The 15,871-nt window shown below is 61.6% G+C and carries 16 protein-coding genes; 6 read left to right on the forward strand and 10 right to left on the reverse strand.

What is annotated here, in order from left to right:
• Positions 1-4 precede the first annotated feature (4 nt).
• Both BCR55_RS29695 and BCR55_RS29700 read left to right on the forward strand, forming a co-directional pair.
• On the forward strand, positions 5-331 hold the full coding sequence (locus BCR55_RS29695) for a hypothetical protein (RefSeq protein WP_083211924.1): 327 nt from the start codon (positions 5-7) through the stop codon (positions 329-331).
• Positions 331-933, forward strand: coding sequence for a hypothetical protein (locus BCR55_RS29700; protein ID WP_065497351.1), 603 nt, complete (start codon positions 331-333; stop codon positions 931-933). The genes BCR55_RS29695 and BCR55_RS29700 overlap by 1 nt, the downstream gene beginning before the upstream one ends.
• Before the next feature lie 162 nt (positions 934-1,095).
• On the opposite strand, the gene BCR55_RS29705 is transcribed toward BCR55_RS29700, so the two are convergent.
• Positions 1,096-1,584 (reverse strand): hypothetical protein, encoded by a 489-nt coding sequence (locus tag BCR55_RS29705; protein WP_065497354.1) that lies wholly within the window; start codon positions 1,582-1,584, stop codon positions 1,096-1,098.
• Positions 1,585-1,620: 36 nt separating this feature from the next.
• Positions 1,621-4,092, reverse strand: a complete 2,472-nt coding sequence (locus BCR55_RS29710) for an LPD7 domain-containing protein (protein WP_254661883.1) — start codon at positions 4,090-4,092, stop codon at positions 1,621-1,623.
• 246 nt (positions 4,093-4,338) lie between these two features.
• Between BCR55_RS29710 and BCR55_RS29715 the strand changes: the two genes are divergently transcribed.
• From BCR55_RS29715 to BCR55_RS29730, 4 genes are all read left to right on the forward strand, one after another.
• A complete protein-coding gene (locus tag BCR55_RS29715; RefSeq protein WP_065497398.1) occupies positions 4,339-4,866 on the forward strand; it encodes a hypothetical protein in 528 nt (175 codons plus the stop codon).
• Positions 4,853-5,548: a hypothetical protein gene (locus BCR55_RS29720; RefSeq protein ID WP_254661884.1), complete on the forward strand. Its 696-nt coding sequence runs from the start codon at positions 4,853-4,855 to the stop codon at positions 5,546-5,548. Before BCR55_RS29715 ends, BCR55_RS29720 begins: the two co-directional genes overlap by 14 nt.
• Positions 5,549-6,030: 482 nt before the next feature.
• Positions 6,031-6,354 carry a hypothetical protein gene (locus tag BCR55_RS29725; protein ID WP_065497359.1) on the forward strand — a complete coding sequence of 108 codons (324 nt, stop codon included), beginning with the start codon at positions 6,031-6,033 and terminating at the stop codon, positions 6,352-6,354.
• 63 nt (positions 6,355-6,417) lie between these two features.
• Positions 6,418-7,008 (forward strand): hypothetical protein, encoded by a 591-nt coding sequence (locus tag BCR55_RS29730; RefSeq protein ID WP_065497361.1) that lies wholly within the window; start codon positions 6,418-6,420, stop codon positions 7,006-7,008.
• Between the two features lie 59 nt (positions 7,009-7,067).
• On the opposite strand, the gene BCR55_RS29735 is transcribed toward BCR55_RS29730, so the two are convergent.
• The 8 genes from BCR55_RS29735 to BCR55_RS29770 are packed head-to-tail and all read right to left on the reverse strand — an operon-like array spanning position 7,068 to position 15,775.
• The gene (locus BCR55_RS29735) at positions 7,068-7,628 is read right to left on the reverse strand and encodes a phospholipase D family protein (protein WP_011875769.1); all 561 of its coding nucleotides are present in this window, start codon (positions 7,626-7,628) and stop codon (positions 7,068-7,070) included.
• Positions 7,629-7,647: 19 nt separating this feature from the next.
• Positions 7,648-9,000 carry an ATP-binding protein gene (locus BCR55_RS29740; RefSeq protein ID WP_254661885.1) on the reverse strand — a complete coding sequence of 451 codons (1,353 nt, stop codon included), beginning with the start codon at positions 8,998-9,000 and terminating at the stop codon, positions 7,648-7,650.
• Between the two features lie 23 nt (positions 9,001-9,023).
• The gene (locus tag BCR55_RS29745; protein WP_065497366.1) at positions 9,024-11,240 is read right to left on the reverse strand and encodes a TraM recognition domain-containing protein; all 2,217 of its coding nucleotides are present in this window, start codon (positions 11,238-11,240) and stop codon (positions 9,024-9,026) included.
• On the reverse strand, positions 11,240-11,932 hold the full coding sequence (locus BCR55_RS29750; RefSeq protein ID WP_139094105.1) for a hypothetical protein: 693 nt from the start codon (positions 11,930-11,932) through the stop codon (positions 11,240-11,242). Before BCR55_RS29750 ends, BCR55_RS29745 begins: the two co-directional genes overlap by 1 nt.
• 10 nt (positions 11,933-11,942) lie before the next feature.
• The gene (dnaG, locus tag BCR55_RS29755) at positions 11,943-13,223 is read right to left on the reverse strand and encodes a DNA primase (RefSeq protein WP_065497400.1); all 1,281 of its coding nucleotides are present in this window, start codon (positions 13,221-13,223) and stop codon (positions 11,943-11,945) included.
• Positions 13,224-13,231: 8 nt separating this feature from the next.
• On the reverse strand, positions 13,232-14,179 hold the full coding sequence (locus tag BCR55_RS29760) for a DsbC family protein (RefSeq protein ID WP_065497370.1): 948 nt from the start codon (positions 14,177-14,179) through the stop codon (positions 13,232-13,234).
• A 3-nt stretch (positions 14,180-14,182) separates the two neighbouring features.
• On the reverse strand, positions 14,183-15,310 hold the full coding sequence (locus BCR55_RS29765; protein WP_065497372.1) for a conjugal transfer protein TrbA: 1,128 nt from the start codon (positions 15,308-15,310) through the stop codon (positions 14,183-14,185).
• 9 nt (positions 15,311-15,319) lie between these two features.
• Positions 15,320-15,775, reverse strand: coding sequence for a lytic transglycosylase domain-containing protein (locus BCR55_RS29770; protein ID WP_011875775.1), 456 nt, complete (start codon positions 15,773-15,775; stop codon positions 15,320-15,322).
• Positions 15,776-15,871 lie beyond the last annotated feature (96 nt).

The following is a 15,871-nucleotide window of genomic DNA, read 5'->3' on the forward strand; positions in this document are numbered from 1 at the left end:
CGCCATGCCAACTCCGTTCACGCCAATGGATGTCATCGGCGAGCTCGACCAGGTTCACGAGCGTCTGGTCTCGAATGGACACGCGCGCGACGCATCGATCGTCTTGCAGGCCGCTATCCGCACGCTCGAGTTGATCGCGCGCGTCGACACGCTGACCAGGTTCCAGCTTCGCGGCATGGACGGCCTGTCGATCAAAGAGCGCGCCGAACTGCTTGCCAAGGTCGACGCGGCGTCGCGCGTACAACGCGCGATCGTCGGCCACGGCGATATGCTCGCCCGCGAAACGCGAGAGATCCTCGAGGCGGTCGCTCCCAGCCGGAGGGGGGACTGATGCTCGAGCGCATTCGCCTTTCGATCGCACGCGCGAGCGAGCTCCGTAACCTCGAGCGGCAAGTCGCGACGTCGCCCCGCGCGAGGGCATGCAGCATCCACGAAATCACGCGCGATCGCGCAGTGTGGCGCGTTCCCGTGCCCGGCCAACCCGACCGCTACATGTCTGCGTCCGCTGGCCACGTGGGCGACGAGATGTTCGCGGTCCACGTCGACGCTGATGCTTTCTACCTGGCGTGGCTGCGCAGCGACGAGCAGTGCGTTGTGCGCGCGCAAATGCCCCGCGACTACAAGTATGCCTACGCGGTCGACGGATTCGCGCAGGGCAGCGCGAATCCGGTTCCGCTCGCCGACGTTGGCGCATGGAACGATGAACGCGGCCGCACTCACATCGGCTTCACGAACGGAATTACCCGCAGCTTCTGGCTCATCGCGAACCGCGCTCCTTCGTTCCCTGTTCAGGTGTACGGGCGTGAGTCGGCCGAACTCCTGCACCGCACGGCCGGCGCGACGCAAGGCCCGATCTGCTACGCGGATCTCTTCACGTCGGCCGCACCACGAAGCGCGCCAGTGCGATCGCCGAGCCGCGCGCCGCAGCCCTGATGTCTCTTAGGCTCTAGCACGGCCCTCGGATAACGCTAGAGCCTTTCTCGCCGGCCCTTGTGGCCGGTTTTTTTTTCGTCCGCGCACGTACAGCTCGCGCGCCGGCGCGACCAAAAGAAAAGGCCACCGAAGTGGCCTTTTGGCAAGATCTCGATCGGACCGTCATTTCCAGATGTTGCTCCAGAAGGTCGACGACTGCGACGACCCTGCACTGGTCTGCTGCAACGACGGGCCGCTGAGCTGCGGCACGCTGCCGATGACCTGGCCGGCGCCCGTACCGTTCACGGCATTGTTGATCTGCCCGTTGATGCCGTTCATAACGCCGCTGATCTGGCCATTGACGTCGTTCACCACGCCGTTGACCTGATCGCTGGCGATCTGGCAGACCTTGTTCTTGATCTGGTCGAAAATGTCAGAGAGGGACGGGAATTGCGGGGCGGTCAGCACCGAAGTGATGCCGCCCACGCATTTTCCGAGAATGTCCGAGGAGGACCGTTCGCTTTGGGCAGTCTGCTGCGCAGCCTGTTTATCCCGCTCGTAACCGCTCTGACTGCCCGCGGCGGCAGCGCTGCCGCTTCGGCAGGTCGCTGCCTGTACGCTGGCAGCAGAGCACAGCAACAGCACGAATAACGCGCGTACAAAGATTTTCATGGCGATTCCCTCGTTGGATGAACAGGCGCCACGGCGTCAAGCCTTAGCGCGCGAACTACGGCGTGCTTTTGGAGCGCCGGCCGCGTCCTCCTTTGGCTTGGCCGCCGGCGCCGTCGGTTTTGGGCTCGCGTCTCCCGGTGCAGCGTCGCTCTTCGCGTCGTCCTTCGGACGCGCCTGGCGAGGCTCCACGAAGCCCAGCTTCCGATGCAGCTCGTCGTCGACGTTCTTCGTGATACGAGCCTTCACGACCTCGCTTCCGACGCTGAACAACACTTCGTCGAAGTATACGGGTTTCCCATCCGAGCGGCGGTTCACAGCGTTGCCGAAGCCGATCTCCTTCCAGCTCGTGTCGTCGCCTTTGCCCTGCGCTTCCGACAACTTCAGGAAGTTCGGCTTGATCTCGCCCGTCTCCTGGTCGGCCTTTCGCTCGTTGATGTGCGCGATCACGTGGCGCTTTTCGTCGCCGACCTTGATGTACCCTTGCAGGTAGTCGCCCTTGCCTTTGAACAGCAGCGCGGTCGTGTCGAACTCGCCATTGTCCAGCTTGCGCACGCCGCGCAAGATCAGTTTCGGCTCTTGGCCCTGATCGCCGCTTTCGTGATTAGCCATAGTTAGCTCCTTCAGGTTGATGTCAGACACCACTTCCGCGCGAGATACAGCACTGCTCATTGCGACGCGCGCACGCAATTCGGATTCGTCGCCGGCCGTGAAGCCGGGCACTTCGGTATCGATGCTCGCCAGATAAGCGGCGGCATCCGCTGGCGCCTCACAGGGCTTCCCGGCCTTGTCAAACCAGTACATGAGATCCGGGGACGGTTGCGGACCGAGAGCATCGAGATCCGTCTTCAGTTCCTCATCCGTTTTCGCCCACACATGGATTGCTTGGCGTTGGACCGTCCACCAGTCGAGTGCCCGGACTGGCACGAGATCGGCCGCGAGGCGACCTTGCGGGGCTTCCACTGGCGTGTCGCTGGGCGTATTCGCCGCCGCGGTTGTGTCGGCGCACGGCTCTTCGGCAGCGGGCTTGCCAATACGCGCCTCAGGTGCCGCGGTTTTCGCGGCTTCCTGTTTTTCTGACGCCTCCGGCTTGGCCTTCGCCAGTTCTCGGCGAAGCGCGTCCTGCTGCGGGTTTTTGAGCGTCACATCGACCTTGTGCTTCAACATGATCTTGATCGCGCGGCGCTGGAATGCCTCGCTGCCGGTAAGTTCAAACGCACCGCCGTACTTCTCCTTCGCAAGCAGCACGGCCGCGAGGATGGCTTCCTCGTCCTCGTTCGCCTTGTCGGCCATCACGATTTGCTGACCGTGATCGATGAACGCCGGCCGCTCGCTCACCATGTAGAGAACGCTGCCGTCCTTTTGCGCCTTGTACGTGACGCTCTCCAGCAGCTTGCTGATGGCCAGCTCGGGATCGAACGGCTTGTCGTCGGCATCGGCATCAGTGCCGCCGGCAAAGCCGTCGGCTTCTTCCACTGTGGGTGACTTCGTCGCCTCGCTCTGCACTGGCGCCGACGGCTCGGTCGGTGACACGGACTTCGCCGCTTCGCTATCGCCTTCTGTTTTCGCAGGCGCTTCCTGTTCGACGCGCTCGGTGTCCGTCGGCGTAGATGCAGGAGCGTCATCGGCGAGCTCCTTGGCCCGAGCATGCGCGACCGCGAGCCGTTCCTGCGTTTCGCGCAGCGCCACGGCATCAGCTCCGGCTGCACGAAGCGCCTCGATGCGCAGTTCCAGACCGAACGCATAGTGCTCGACAGCTTGGCGACGCTCGAGTACATAGCGCGGTGCAGGGTCGCCTTCATTGCCTGCTCGGAGCGCCAAGTCGTCAATTACCTGCTCGTGGTTTGCCGCTCCCTTCGATGCCTGATAAACCCGTTCGCTTTCGAACGCACGCTGGACAGGGCCTTCGGGAAAAGGGCAGGGCCGCGACGTATCGACGCGGGCCATCGCGCTCGCGAGCTCGAGCGCTGCGCCAAGGTCGGCGCGATCGCCGCCGAGATAGACGTGATCCACGGCGCGGCCCAGCCGCACCCACTCTTCATCGGGAATACGCCCACTGCCATTGAACGATTCGGCGATGCGCAGGGCTGCCTGCTGCTCCGCAAGAAGCGCCGCACGGCTGTCCTCGAACTCGCGGGCCTTGCGGGCTTCCTTCTCAGCCGATCTGCGCTCGTTCTCCGCCGCGAGGGACTTGACACGATCGACCATCCCTGCATCGATCGTCTGAAGAATTTCCGCATATGAAACGTTTGCGGAAAGATTTTGGAAGATGTCGTCCGCTGCAATGTCGTGCCTATCACCTGGCATTTCGCGCCAAGACGTCAGGTCAGCAACGGCCCAATGCCGAATGAAGTCAGGGGCAAGTTCTACTGACTCATTCGCGTTTTGGGTAGCGATACGCCAGTCTCGAAACGCGATCGAACGCTGTTCGATGGCACCTTCGGGCGACAGTTGCGAACCCGTGCCTGGATTGACCAAGCGCTCATAGACCGCGTGGCGGAACTGCTGCATCAGTGCTTCTGACTCTGCGCTCATAGGGCATTCCCTAGTCGGTGAAGGGCAGGGCCATCCTCAAGTCTCGTCGCTCACGGGCCGTTAAACGCCTAATTGTTGCCGTGAGCCGATCGCGGGGCTGGACCCTAGCCGGATCAATTTTGTATCGTGTATATTATTCAAAATAGAGCGCGTTGGGAAGTGCCGAAAAAACACTGCCCAGAAAGGGGCTTCCTTGCTATCATTGAGCGAATGAATGTGGACATGCGAAACGAACAGCTTCAGCCAATCTGCGGAACTGACCTGGAGCGTTGGAGGATCGAGAACGGTCTGACGAAAGTTTCGGCAGCGGATGCCTTCGGCTTGCAAAAAGCGAAGTGGGAGGAGCTGACCAGTGCTGAGAACTCGGCAAAGCAGATCGCCGATCCGGTGGTGGCCATGCTCCTTCATTTGTATCGGCAACACCCTGAATCAGCGCCCGTACAACTGCCGCCCGACGTCAAGGAGTTCTACGACTACCTCGGACTGCAGGACACGCCGCAGGATCGCGACAAGTTCGCAACGCTGATCGGACGTTCGCCGCCGTCGGTATATCGCTTGCTGTTGCATGACGGTAAGCCTGGCCGACCGGTGATGCGTTGGATCGAAGCGGTGCGTCGGCTCAAGCTAACGCCGAAGAAAACTCTTCGGCTGATGGCAGATGTAGTGAGCAGCGTTGGCGACCGGCAGCACGTCGAAAAAGTGCTGATTCAGGGCTGGACTAAACAAGGTGATACTGGTGAGCACGAATGAGAAGCCCGACTCACAGCATATTATTGAGCTATCGACGGTGTACTTTTACGAGGGTGCGGCGCCGCGCGTGATCGCACTGAAGGATTGCGGTTTGCCTATGAAAAGCCCCGTTCCTGGGGCTTTTTCCGCATTATATGGATACCAAAGCAAGCAGGAAGGATTCATGGCGGCTCGTGCCTACGCCGACAAGAATCGTCTGCAGTTCACCGTCATAGATTTGCTGGTCAAGCTGGACCAGAAACAGAACCCGCTCATGATGAAGCCGGAGGATCTGCCACAGCACGACTTCATCACGTTCCAACGTCTTTCGCGGAGCATGACGGACGAGCTGGGAGGCATTCTCAAACAACAGCTCGAGCGCGAGGGAGGAGACACCAGTGCTCTCGATCCGTCGAAACCGCACCTGCTCCTGATGCAACGACCGGACTTGATCGCGGCTGTCATCAACGAACCTGGCTGGGAGCACATGAAGGTCGTGACCTACCCTGCGAAGATCGCGCTCAGCGAAAAACCGCTGAACGTCGGCACCGTGCCTTTCAGGCATTGGGATTCGATTCAGAAGGCCACGTGCCGCTTGAATCCGAACATCCAGATCACGCTCGACCCACCGGGCCAGCGTGCAAAAGATGCTCCTGCCAGTGCGCCGCCCTCCGATCGGCCACGCGGTCCGCGCATGAAGTAACAAAGCCGCCCACGGGCGGCTTTTTCGCATCTGCGCGCAGCAGAGCAGGGCAGGGCCGCCGACGGCGGCCGCACCCACCCATCCCCCCGCCCTTCCCGCCCTGCGGGAAGGGAGCGAGTCGCCCTCTGTCGTCAAGGGTGCGGGGGAGATGAAACCACCCCCACACCCTCGACTGGAGCGTCTACACCGGCACGTCAGCCCCTCAAGGGCCGCTACGCTGCCGTCCTCACCCGTTCGGTGCTCGACCTGGCCTGCGGCCAGCTCTGCGCTCCGCGTGCGGCCTCCGGGCGGCCCCTTGACCGTCTGCCATGCCGAACAACTTCCCCATCTTTTTACGCAAGTACGTATTTACGTATGTACGTAAGCAGGCTATAATAGTCCCCATGCAGTGAGGATCTCCACCCTCGCCGCATCCCCGGCCGGAAACCACTGGCGGCTACCAGTCTCCCGGCCTTTCTTCCATACCGTCTAGGAGCAACACGATGAACGATCGCGCACCGATCTTCTTCTTCGACAAGCTGGCCGCGCTGGCCGACTTCACCACCTTCGACGTTCGGGCCACCGAGGAGGGCGGGATGCCCGTCTCGTGGTCCGTCGTCGGCATCTTGGCCAACGGCGAAATCTGGCCGGTACTGACGGATCTGCTGACGGAACAGCACGCGCGGATGATCGTGTCGTTGTGCGAGCTGGCTGCGATCGCGCCGGACGTCGTTCGCGCACTCAACACGTTGCCGCGCCAGAAACTCGGCGGCCACTACGCCGACACCTACGAGCTCGTGGCAGCGCTGGAGCGCATCACGCGGTGACGCGTGCTATCGGCCGGCCCTTGCGCCGGCCACACGCGTTCTTTCCTTGTTGAGGAGAAAATCATGCTTCGTCGTATCACGACGGCGGCCGTTGTGCGTCACGTCGCTGCGGCCACTGCGGTTCTCGCGCTCTCGTGCGCGCTGACGGCATGTGATGCCGACCAGCGGCCGCCAACACTGCCCAAGTCCGTGTTCAACCAGAAGCTAACCGACGAGGTACGGTCAAAGTGGACGCTTCCGGCTGATGTCGACTGGATGCTCTGCTGGCCAGAGCATCGAGTGTTAGGCGGTGATCGGGTTGCTTGCACCGTGACTCTGCGAGGTCGGGCGGTGAGCGACATGTCGACCCCGGTCATCCGCTGGGAAATACCATTGCGCGCTCCTTCGCCGTGGGACGACCCGTACAGAAACGACTACCTCGACCCGTCATTCGACGTGAAGCTGCTTGACTGGACGAGCTTCAAGATGGTGCTCACGAATAGTCCGCAAGGTGTTGTGTCTGTCGGGTTGATCGTGGATGAATCCCGCGTGCCATTCAAAGACGCTCGCATGTTCGTGCTCGACGTGACGGACGCGGTTTCGAGGGCCATGTTCGCGGAACTCAACCGCGCTCGAGCTGCTGCTCCCGACGCGATTCGCGACACCTGGCGCTGACCCTGCAAACGCTGCGGCTCGCACGACATACAAAAAAGGCCGGTTCTGCCCGGCCTTTTTCAATACGCTGGCTTCAACTCGACGCCTTCCTGCCAAAGCCGCGCCCACTCGGCGCCGTATCGATCGGCGAGCGGTTTCACGTTCCACAGGACAAGCGCATTCTCCGCGTTTCGATTCGCCGCGGCCGACGAATAGTTGAAGGAGCCGGTCTCAACGTGCATCCCGTCGACCACCATGAACTTGTCGTGCGTCGCTTCGTACCGATCGTTCAACCGGACCGGCACGCCTTGGTTCGCGAGGAACCAGACGGCCGAATAGCTCTTCGCATTCTGGCCGCGATCGGCGACGACTGCGACCTTCACGCCGCGTCGGTGCGCGGCCAGCAGCGCCGTCGCTATCGGCTTGCTCGTGAAGCTGTAGGCCACGACGACGATCGACGAGCGCGCGCTGTCGATCGCCCGCAGAACGACGTCCAGCGCGCTTGCAGAGCCGGACGCAGGCGAGAACCCAAGGTCGTAGCCCGCGCCGGCCGGCAGCGGCTGCGCGCCAAACGAGCCGGTCGACGCCACGGCTAGCGCGGCCGCGGCGATCAAGGACCGGAAGAAGCGCCGTTGCATCATGTCGTCGCTCCTGCCCGTGTTAGAACCGTACCTGGCGGAACGACGCCGATTGACCCTTCTCGAGCATTCGCACGGCGCCCGTCTCCTGCGGCTTCAGGTATTTCAGATCCTTGACCTCGATCTTGAGCTTCCGCGCCGCTTCGTCCCAATCCGCCGTCGCGAGGTTCAGCAACAGCAGCGTGCCGGCGTTCTTGATGAAATCGGACGAGAAGTGCGCGGGCGATTGACCTGCGAGCAGGATCGCGAGGCCGAACTTGCGCATCTCGTTCACGACCACGTTGATCGGGTTGCTCGCATCCTCGTCGTTGAACTTCTTTGATTCGTCGAGCACGATGAGCCGGCGCAGCTTCCCGCCCGACTCGCCGCGCTGCATCATCTCGCGGATGATCGCGCGCATGCGGAATCGCACGAACATCTTCAGTTCGTCCTCGGACTGCGCGAGCGGCTTCAAAACGTAGCGCCGCACGCGGGCGTTGCCGAAGGGCGGGGGATTCGGATTGAAGATCCCCGTGGCGTTCAGGTTTTCCAGCCGCGTGATGACGCTCAACAGCACGTCTTTGCTGTTGTACTTCATCGCTTCTTCGAACTCGCGACCGTTCTCGAGGCTGTTCAGGAATGTTGCATGCGTGTCGAACGCCTTCGCCTTCGCCGCCTCCATCCGTTTCTGCAGGCGGTCCATATCCTCGTCGTCCTTCGCGCCGCTCTTGGCCAGCTTCGTGCGGAGCTGGTTCACCGCAGCCATCGACCGGCAGTACTCATCGAACGCCGTGAGCGCTGCTCGCCCGTTGTCCTTGTCCTCGATGCCCATCCACAGCGCCTTGAGCTTACGCTTCCCGAAGCCGATCACGTCACCGAGCGTCGGGTACACCTCGCGCAGACCCGACCAGTTGCGCGCCTCCATCATTTCGCGGATCTCGGCCTCGGACGCTTCGCGTCGCGCCCACGAGCGAGGATTGTCCGCGAAGATGCCCCTCATCATGTACGAGTCGGTCAGAAGGTGTCGAAGCACACCCTCCTGATTGCTGCCGAGCTGACGTGCCGTGCTGTTGATCGCCTCGATCACGTCGTTGACAGCACGACGCACACCCCCATAGTGCGGATCGGTATTGAGCACCAGCGGGTTGTACCCGTACCGGGTAGCTTCGCTGAACAGCACCGTTTTCGCACCCTCGATTTCGATATCTCCGTGGTAATCGAAGATGTCGATCTCCACGTCGTCGGGCATGCCGGTCACGAACTGGCGAATCCAGTGCGTCTTGCCTGCACCTGACGTGCCGGCGACGCCGACATGATGGTTCGACACCTGCGCCTCGCGCCAGTAGATCGGGAGCTTCACGTTGTCACGGAGCTTCCAGAAATCGTGGCCGATCAAAATTTGCGTCATCGTTTCATTCCTCATTCATCGAAGGCGGACTCGGGTATGTCATCGTCGTCGTCCATCGGTATCAGCTCGTCAGGATCGTCGTGACGCGGCTCGTGCATGTACCCGGTACGGCCGGCTGCCTCGGCCTGCCTCATCGCCTTGCGTGCAGCTTCGAAAAGAACGATCCCGCGCTCCGTCGGCGTGACCTCGAAGCGCTGAATATCGTTCATGTGAGCGGCGGCACCTACTACCGCCGACAGGATTGGATCGTCGAGAGAGGGGTAGTACGGCTTCTCACTTCGACGCAGCTGGGCAAAGATGTAATCCGCCGAATGCACGTCGGCGCTGCTGATCTTCTCCGCGCTGCGCGGCAGGCGTTTGAACTGCGGCCGCTCGATCTGCAGGAAGCGATTGATGCGGGCACGCAGCTTCGACGTCTTTTTGTGCTCGTCCGGGATGTAATACGACGCGGACGGCACCACCGCGTCCTTGAAGATCACGAAACCCTCGCCCGAATTGAGCTTCTTCAATTCGTTCAGCGTGATCTTTTCGCGCCGTTCGACGCTCGACTGCGCCTGCGCCTGGTTCGACGTCGTGAACGTGCCCACCGTCGCATCGTGGCCAGACAGCACGCTGTAATACGCATCGCCGCCGGCCTTCTTGATGAGCTCGAACGTGTCTTCGGGATCTTCCAGCGCAAGCGTCCATTTCACCTTCGTATTCGCGATCATGGACGCCGATTCCTCGCTGGCCTCGCCCCGCTTGAGACCCTGCACGTCCTGCACCGCCGCGATCATCATGAAGCCCAGCGATCGGGCCTGCGCGAACATGACGGCGATGCCCTCGGCAAAGTAATACGCGAGTTCGTCGCTGATGATGACCGACGGGTTCGGCGCATTAGTCGCCTTCGAATCCAGCACTTCCGCCTTTGTCCCCTCGAGGCGGTAGCCGAGGTTCTGCGCCATCATCAATCGGATCGACGAGATGTACAGCTTGCCGAGCGATGCCGCCTCCGAGGCCGACTTTTCGAGCGACGGGATCATCACGACGAGCAGCCGGTTGTTCAGCAGCACGTCGAGCATGTCGATCTCGGGATACTTGTCGGCGAAGATGAACCCATACGTGTCCATCATCATCGAGAGCGTGCGCGCGAACTGGCCGGTCAGATAGCCGTGCTGGTTGAATACCTCCGGGTCCCACTGCGACGGATCATGCGCTTGCGCCGGATTGAAGCCCGGCAGGCCGGTTTCGAAGTAAGCCTTGATCGGCAGGAACGCCAGCTCGGGAATCTTGCCCTCGCGGCCTTCAATGTAGAACTGGACGAGATTCTGCAGCGCGAGGTAATGCCGGATCACGCCGATCGAGATATCGAGCTCTCCCTTCGCCCGTTTGTAGCACAGCGTGCGGAGCAGGGCGTCGATCATGTTCAGCGCTTTCTGTTGCCACTGCGCGCCGTCACCGCTTGCGCGCGGCAGCAGCGATGCCATCAGCTGCAGCAGGAAGTCGGCAGAGCCATCGCCGAACGGGTTCATCGAATTCGACTGCGCGAGCACCGCGCGACCTGCAAACCGGCCCAGCTCCTCGTCGACCATGCGCTGGAACGGGTCCATGCCGCCGGTGAGGTAATTCAGGATGAGGAAGTCGTCTTCCCGGCCGTGGCGGCGGGACAGCGACCACAGACAGAAGGCAAGATTCGAATCGGCCTTGCCGTCCCCGTAGCATGCCCCGGAACCCCAGCAGATCGCGTTGTGGAACGTGCCCATCAACGTCTCACTCTTGCCGCTACCGGTCGTGCCGTCCACGAACATATGCGTGCGCGCGTCCGAATTCGTCAGCCAGAGTTCGCGTCCCTGATCGTGCAGGGCGCGAGAACGCATGAAGCCAAGATACAAAATGCCGCCGGCGACCAGATACTTGCGCAGGGTCTTCGAGCGACGCACGAAGCCCCAAAGCATGTTCTCTTCGACCAGCTCCTCGTAATAGTCCGTGCGATCGAGTCCGCCGACGTCCTTCGGCATGCGCAGCGGCATCTGGAATTTCTGGTCCTGAAACGACATGACCATCATCCAGAGCAGAATCACCCACACCGGCCACAGCGCCGGCAGGTAGATCTGCAGGCCGATGAACAAGACGAGGACGTTGCGGAACGTTGACGGCCTGTATAGAGCGGCGAAGAACCGCTGTTCCGCGCTTCGCGTGTCGACTGTCAGCCTGGACGAGTCAATTTCGTGATTCGGGTCCAATGCCATTAGACGCTCTCCGTAAACAATCCAACGCGATCACTCGCCAGCGGGACCGTCTCCACGAAACGTCCTTCTCCGCGCATGGCCTCAATGATCGAGCGGACGAATTTTTCGCTATACCCGTCCTCTTGATACGCTTCGATTTTTTCGTCCAGGTCGGCGTTGCTGATAAGCGGGTACAGGTATTTGATCTGAGTCCTTGCGAAGACCTTGGCCGCCTCATCCACCACGTCGAGCGGCAACGTCACTTCTCGGGACGCATCGTGTCCGAACCTGTATCCGTGGCCAGCAAGAGCCCGTTCGACGGCTGCAATCAGTTGCTCGTAATACGCTCGGTTCACTTGCGTGGCCACTACCGCTGCGACGTCGGCCGATTCGGACGTAGACGCCTGATCGGCCTTTGCAATGGCGAGGGCCGCAAGCGCGTTAGCGTTGTCACGTAGCACCGCGCAAATGCGCCGACTCGTGCGATTTACAGTGACGGCGAGGATGCACAACAGCAGCGCTACGATCACGACAGCACCGAGGACGACGGGCGTCGTCACCTTCGCGTCCTGCCACCACCGTGTATCGACGGGTTGTGTGGCAAACGCGGGAAGGGCTGGCCCGTCTTCATCAGACCGAGCCGGTGCCAGCGGCACAACGCGTTCGACAGGCATCTCGACCGCATGGTCATTTCCTAAGTATTGATTTGCCATTGCTATTCCCTCAATCCAGCGAAACGCCGACCACTTCCTCGAACTTCGCCTTCATCGCTCGCCCGAACAACTCGGCGTGTTGGATACGAGCGAGGATCGCCTTCGCTTTTTCGGCGGCCTTGACCTGGCTTTCCGGCACGTCCCGATCCAGCCCGTGCGCCACGTAATCGGCCAGAAATGCGCTCAATGGCGCTGCCTGTTCGGTCGCCGCATGCCACGCTTCCAACCCGTGAGCACGCACGAAGCTGTCGGGATCTTCGCCTTCGGGCAGAAACAGGAAGCGCGCCGTTTTTCCGTCCTTCATCTCGTCCAGCAGTACAGCAGCGGCGCCAAGCGCCGCTTTCCGGCCGGCCGCGTCGCCATCGAACGCAAACACGATCGTGTCCGCATGCACCAGTAGCCGCCGCACCTGCAGATTCGTCAGCGCCGTGCCCATCGGCGCCACGACGCGCTCATCGCCCGCCTGGTGCAGACTGATGACGTCGAAATACCCTTCGACAATCACCGCGACGCGACTGCTGCGAATCGCTGGCTTGGCCAGATGCAGCGCGTACAACTCCCGGCCCTTGTGAAAGATCTCTGTCTCCGGGCAATTCACGTACTTCGGTGTCTTGTCCGGCTTCTCGATCATCGAACGGCCGGCGAAACCGACCAGGTTGCCGCTCTCGTTGTGGATCGGGAACATGATGCGATGACGGAATCGATCGTAGATCTCGCCATCGTCGCGTTGCGCGGCAAGCCCCGAGCCCAGCAGGGCTTCGCGGCTCGTCGAGCCGGCGAGCAGCTCGACAACGCCTTTCGCGACGACGCCGAGCCCGAATCGCTCGATCGTGTCAGCGCTCAGGCCGCGCTTTTGCTCGAGGTACGCGCGAGCGGCGGGGCTCTTAGCCAAGCCCCGCGAGAACACGCGCGCGGCCTCTTTCAGCGCCTGGTAGAGCCCGGCCAGTCGCTTGCGCTGCGCTTTGTCTTCGTCGCTATCGCGCTCCTCGACGGGCAGCGGAATGCCGCTCACGCCCGCGAGATGAACCACCGCGTCGTGGAACGACAGGTGATGCTTGCTGCGCATCCACTCGATCGCGTCGCCCCGCGCGCCGCATCCCCAACACCGATACGTGTTCTTATCGGCCGAGACACGGAACGAAGGCGTCTTCTCTTCGTGGAATGGGCAGCATGCGACAAAGTCCTGGCCGGCGCGCTTGAGTTTCACGTCGCGCTCGATCAGCGCCGGAAGATCGGTTTCGCTTCGGACGCGCTCCAGAAATTCGTCGCTGAACCGGATGTACTTGGCCATGCTGTCCCTTACTTGCGCGCCGTTGCCGCGGCCGACATCCATTGATTGATCGCGTCCGCTGTATTCGGAATCGAATCAGGCGTCTGCTCGCCTGCTGCATTGATGATGGTCGGCGTGCCAAGGAATCGCATCACGCGGAACATCTGGTCGTTTCTTGCCACTGCATCGGCACCGTCGGCGCACTCCCCATTGGGCAGATCGTCGCCTTGAACAATCTTCTTCCACAGCGCAGCTCGCGCCTCGGGCTTCGCGCACATGAGCTTAGCCGTGCGGTGCGATGACGCTTCGCCACCGATCACCGTGACGGGGAAAATGTAGATGGTGTAGTCCTTCGCCAGCTTGTCGAGCTCGGGCTCCAGATCCTGGCAGTGCGGGCAGGACGGGTCAGAGAACACGTACAGCGTGCCCTTGCCGCCCTTCGACAACTGGACCGCGTACTTGCCCGACTTCGCGCCGTCGGCCATTGCCTGCGCCAGTTGGGCAGGCGAGGCAACGGCCGGGCGTGCGAGCTGTTGTTGCAGCGCGCCCAAGTTGCTCGGCAGCGGCACCATCGACGCCGCGCTAGCGGCGCCGACGCCGCCGACAGGCGAACTACCCACCGCCCGTGTTGCCGCCATGTTCACGGCCAGCCCCAGGACCGCAACCATCAGCGGCGCAAAGCCCCATTTGATAGCGGCCTTCCAGAAGCCCGCGAAACGCCGCACTCGCGTATAGCGTTTGAGCGCGGCCTGCAGGTTCTGAAACGCCGTCGTCGCGAGAGGCTCGCTCGAAAAACGCTCTACGACGAGCGCCTCGCCGGCGCCATCGTGATACCGCGCCTCAATCGTAGTGCCCGAGCGAATAAACGTAACGCCCTGATCGAGCCGCAGCGTGCTGACATGCTGCAACTCTCCCGTGCTGCCGAACTGCACGAACAGTGACTTCTCAAACGGCCGAATGATGTCGTTGGTCTTCACGGATTACTCCTGGTTCTTGCGCGGGGCCATAAGGCCGACTTTGATGAGGTAGGCTTCCACGCCGTCGATCGCGTCGTCGACGTAGGGCTCGGTGAGCCGGTAGCCGCTGTCAAACGCGAAGTCTTCCCATAGGGTCTGCGTGAAGACCGCGGCGGATTCGAGAAAGGGAACCTTGCGGCCCGTCGTATTCAAGGCGTACCAGAGCACCCGGTCCATTCCCTTGAGCCAGCGAAAATGCGACGACGGGAGCTTGCCGGACCCCTGCGCCGCCTTGTGCATCGCGTGCAGCAACGTGCGCGGGTAAGGGTGTTTTTCGAGCCAGCGCTGCGCTTCCGGATGCTGAGAATACTTGGCGAACGCCTTGCTCGCGATCGACAAGTCCGGGTAGCCCTTCTTCCCGTTCCACGTGTGCTTATGGCACGAACGGTTCAGCGCATCGAGAAGTTCCTGCGCCTTGGCACCGTCCTTGCCGTCCGACAGCAAGCGTGTGCCGAAGATCGCGAACATCGCTTTCTCCTGCGGCTGCAACTCGTCCAAGGACTTCACAGGCTTGCCAAGATCGGCGATCAACAGATCGCGACAACGCACCCGGTCGAGCACGCCGTTCACGAGCAACCCATGCTGCTCGACCCACTCTTCGGGGTTGATCGAGCTGCGATGTTCTTCCGGGTCGACGTTGAGCAGCAGCGTGTCTTTGTCCCCGTAGTAGAGCGACGGGATAATCGCCGGCGAGTGATTCGACATGATCCACGGAAGCGTCTGTACCGTGACCTTGCGCCGGGTGAGGTTCGCCTTGTGCTTCACCGCGAGCTTAATGCCGCGGATTGACAGCAGGACCGGAATCCACACGAACAGATAGCCGGCCTTGTTCATCATCGCCAAAAACTGATGGAACGAAACAGCCGCCGGATTCATCGCCAGATAGGCGGCTTCCTGCTTCCAGCGCCGAATCGCGTTCGGCATGAACGGCCAGTCCAGTGCCGACAGCTGATACCACGCGAGCTTGAGGCCGTAATACACGATGTCCGCGTGCGACAAGTACCACATGAACCAGCATGAGCCGGCCGCGAGACCGAGCATCCCGAGATACACGAGGCCCATGTCATCGCGCTTACCTTGCGTTGCACTCATGCGTCGTCCTCAAAATTTCAGCGAGTTGCGATAAACGCGCTCGATGTATTGATACTTGAACTGCGGCGTGCGCGAGTGATAGTGGCCAACACCATCCCAAAAGCTGCCGCCCGCCTGATTGATCTCGTAGCGCAGGATGTACGCGCCGGCGCGCACCGACCAGCAGAAGTCGTCGGTAATCATCTGGCGCGTTACCCCGAACTGCGACTCCAGACGCTGCGCCCAGACGGTGTTGATCTGCATCGGGCCGTAGTCCGCCGTTCCGTTCTTGTTCCTGCTGACCGTGCCAATGCGTCCGCCCTCGGTCAGCCACACGGCCAGCAGCCCCCGCACCGGCAGGGTGTAGTCGTTCGCGGCCTGGACAACGCACGCCGGCACGGCCACAACACCGGCTGCTACAGACGCATGCGCCATATGCGCGGCGGCCAGTAGGCCGACGGCGACGCCGACTCGCTTCAAAAGCATTGGATCGTCCTTTCTAGGTGGCTCATAATGCTATATACTTTTTTCGTATAGTAGCCATTTTACGAAAGAAGAGCAAGCGGCCGATCTACACGTAAT

Source organism: Burkholderia sp. CCA53, assembly GCF_001685525.1.
Lineage (GTDB): Bacteria > Pseudomonadota > Gammaproteobacteria > Burkholderiales > Burkholderiaceae > Burkholderia > Burkholderia multivorans.

Excerpts from the sequence above, each read along its gene's own strand:
- BCR55_RS29710 (WP_254661883.1), bottom strand. The coding sequence starts at position 4,092 with ATGCAGCAGTTCCGCCACGCGGTCTATGAGCGCTTGGTCAATCCAGGC.
- BCR55_RS29770 (WP_011875775.1), bottom strand. The coding sequence starts at position 15,775 with ATGCTTTTGAAGCGAGTCGGCGTCGCCGTCGGCCTACTGGCCGCCGCG.
- BCR55_RS29735 (WP_011875769.1), bottom strand. The coding sequence starts at position 7,628 with ATGATGCAACGGCGCTTCTTCCGGTCCTTGATCGCCGCGGCCGCGCTA.
- BCR55_RS29700 (WP_065497351.1), top strand. The coding sequence starts at position 331 with ATGCTCGAGCGCATTCGCCTTTCGATCGCACGCGCGAGCGAGCTCCGT.
- BCR55_RS29765 (WP_065497372.1), bottom strand. The coding sequence starts at position 15,310 with ATGAGTGCAACGCAAGGTAAGCGCGATGACATGGGCCTCGTGTATCTC.
- BCR55_RS29730 (WP_065497361.1), top strand. The coding sequence starts at position 6,418 with ATGCTTCGTCGTATCACGACGGCGGCCGTTGTGCGTCACGTCGCTGCG.
- BCR55_RS29745 (WP_065497366.1), bottom strand. The coding sequence starts at position 11,240 with ATGGCATTGGACCCGAATCACGAAATTGACTCGTCCAGGCTGACAGTC.
- dnaG (WP_065497400.1), bottom strand. The coding sequence starts at position 13,223 with ATGGCCAAGTACATCCGGTTCAGCGACGAATTTCTGGAGCGCGTCCGA.
- BCR55_RS29750 (WP_139094105.1), bottom strand. The coding sequence starts at position 11,932 with ATGGCAAATCAATACTTAGGAAATGACCATGCGGTCGAGATGCCTGTC.
- BCR55_RS29705 (WP_065497354.1), bottom strand. The coding sequence starts at position 1,584 with ATGAAAATCTTTGTACGCGCGTTATTCGTGCTGTTGCTGTGCTCTGCT.
- BCR55_RS29725 (WP_065497359.1), top strand. The coding sequence starts at position 6,031 with ATGAACGATCGCGCACCGATCTTCTTCTTCGACAAGCTGGCCGCGCTG.
- BCR55_RS29715 (WP_065497398.1), top strand. The coding sequence starts at position 4,339 with ATGCGAAACGAACAGCTTCAGCCAATCTGCGGAACTGACCTGGAGCGT.
- BCR55_RS29695 (WP_083211924.1), top strand. The coding sequence starts at position 5 with ATGCCAACTCCGTTCACGCCAATGGATGTCATCGGCGAGCTCGACCAG.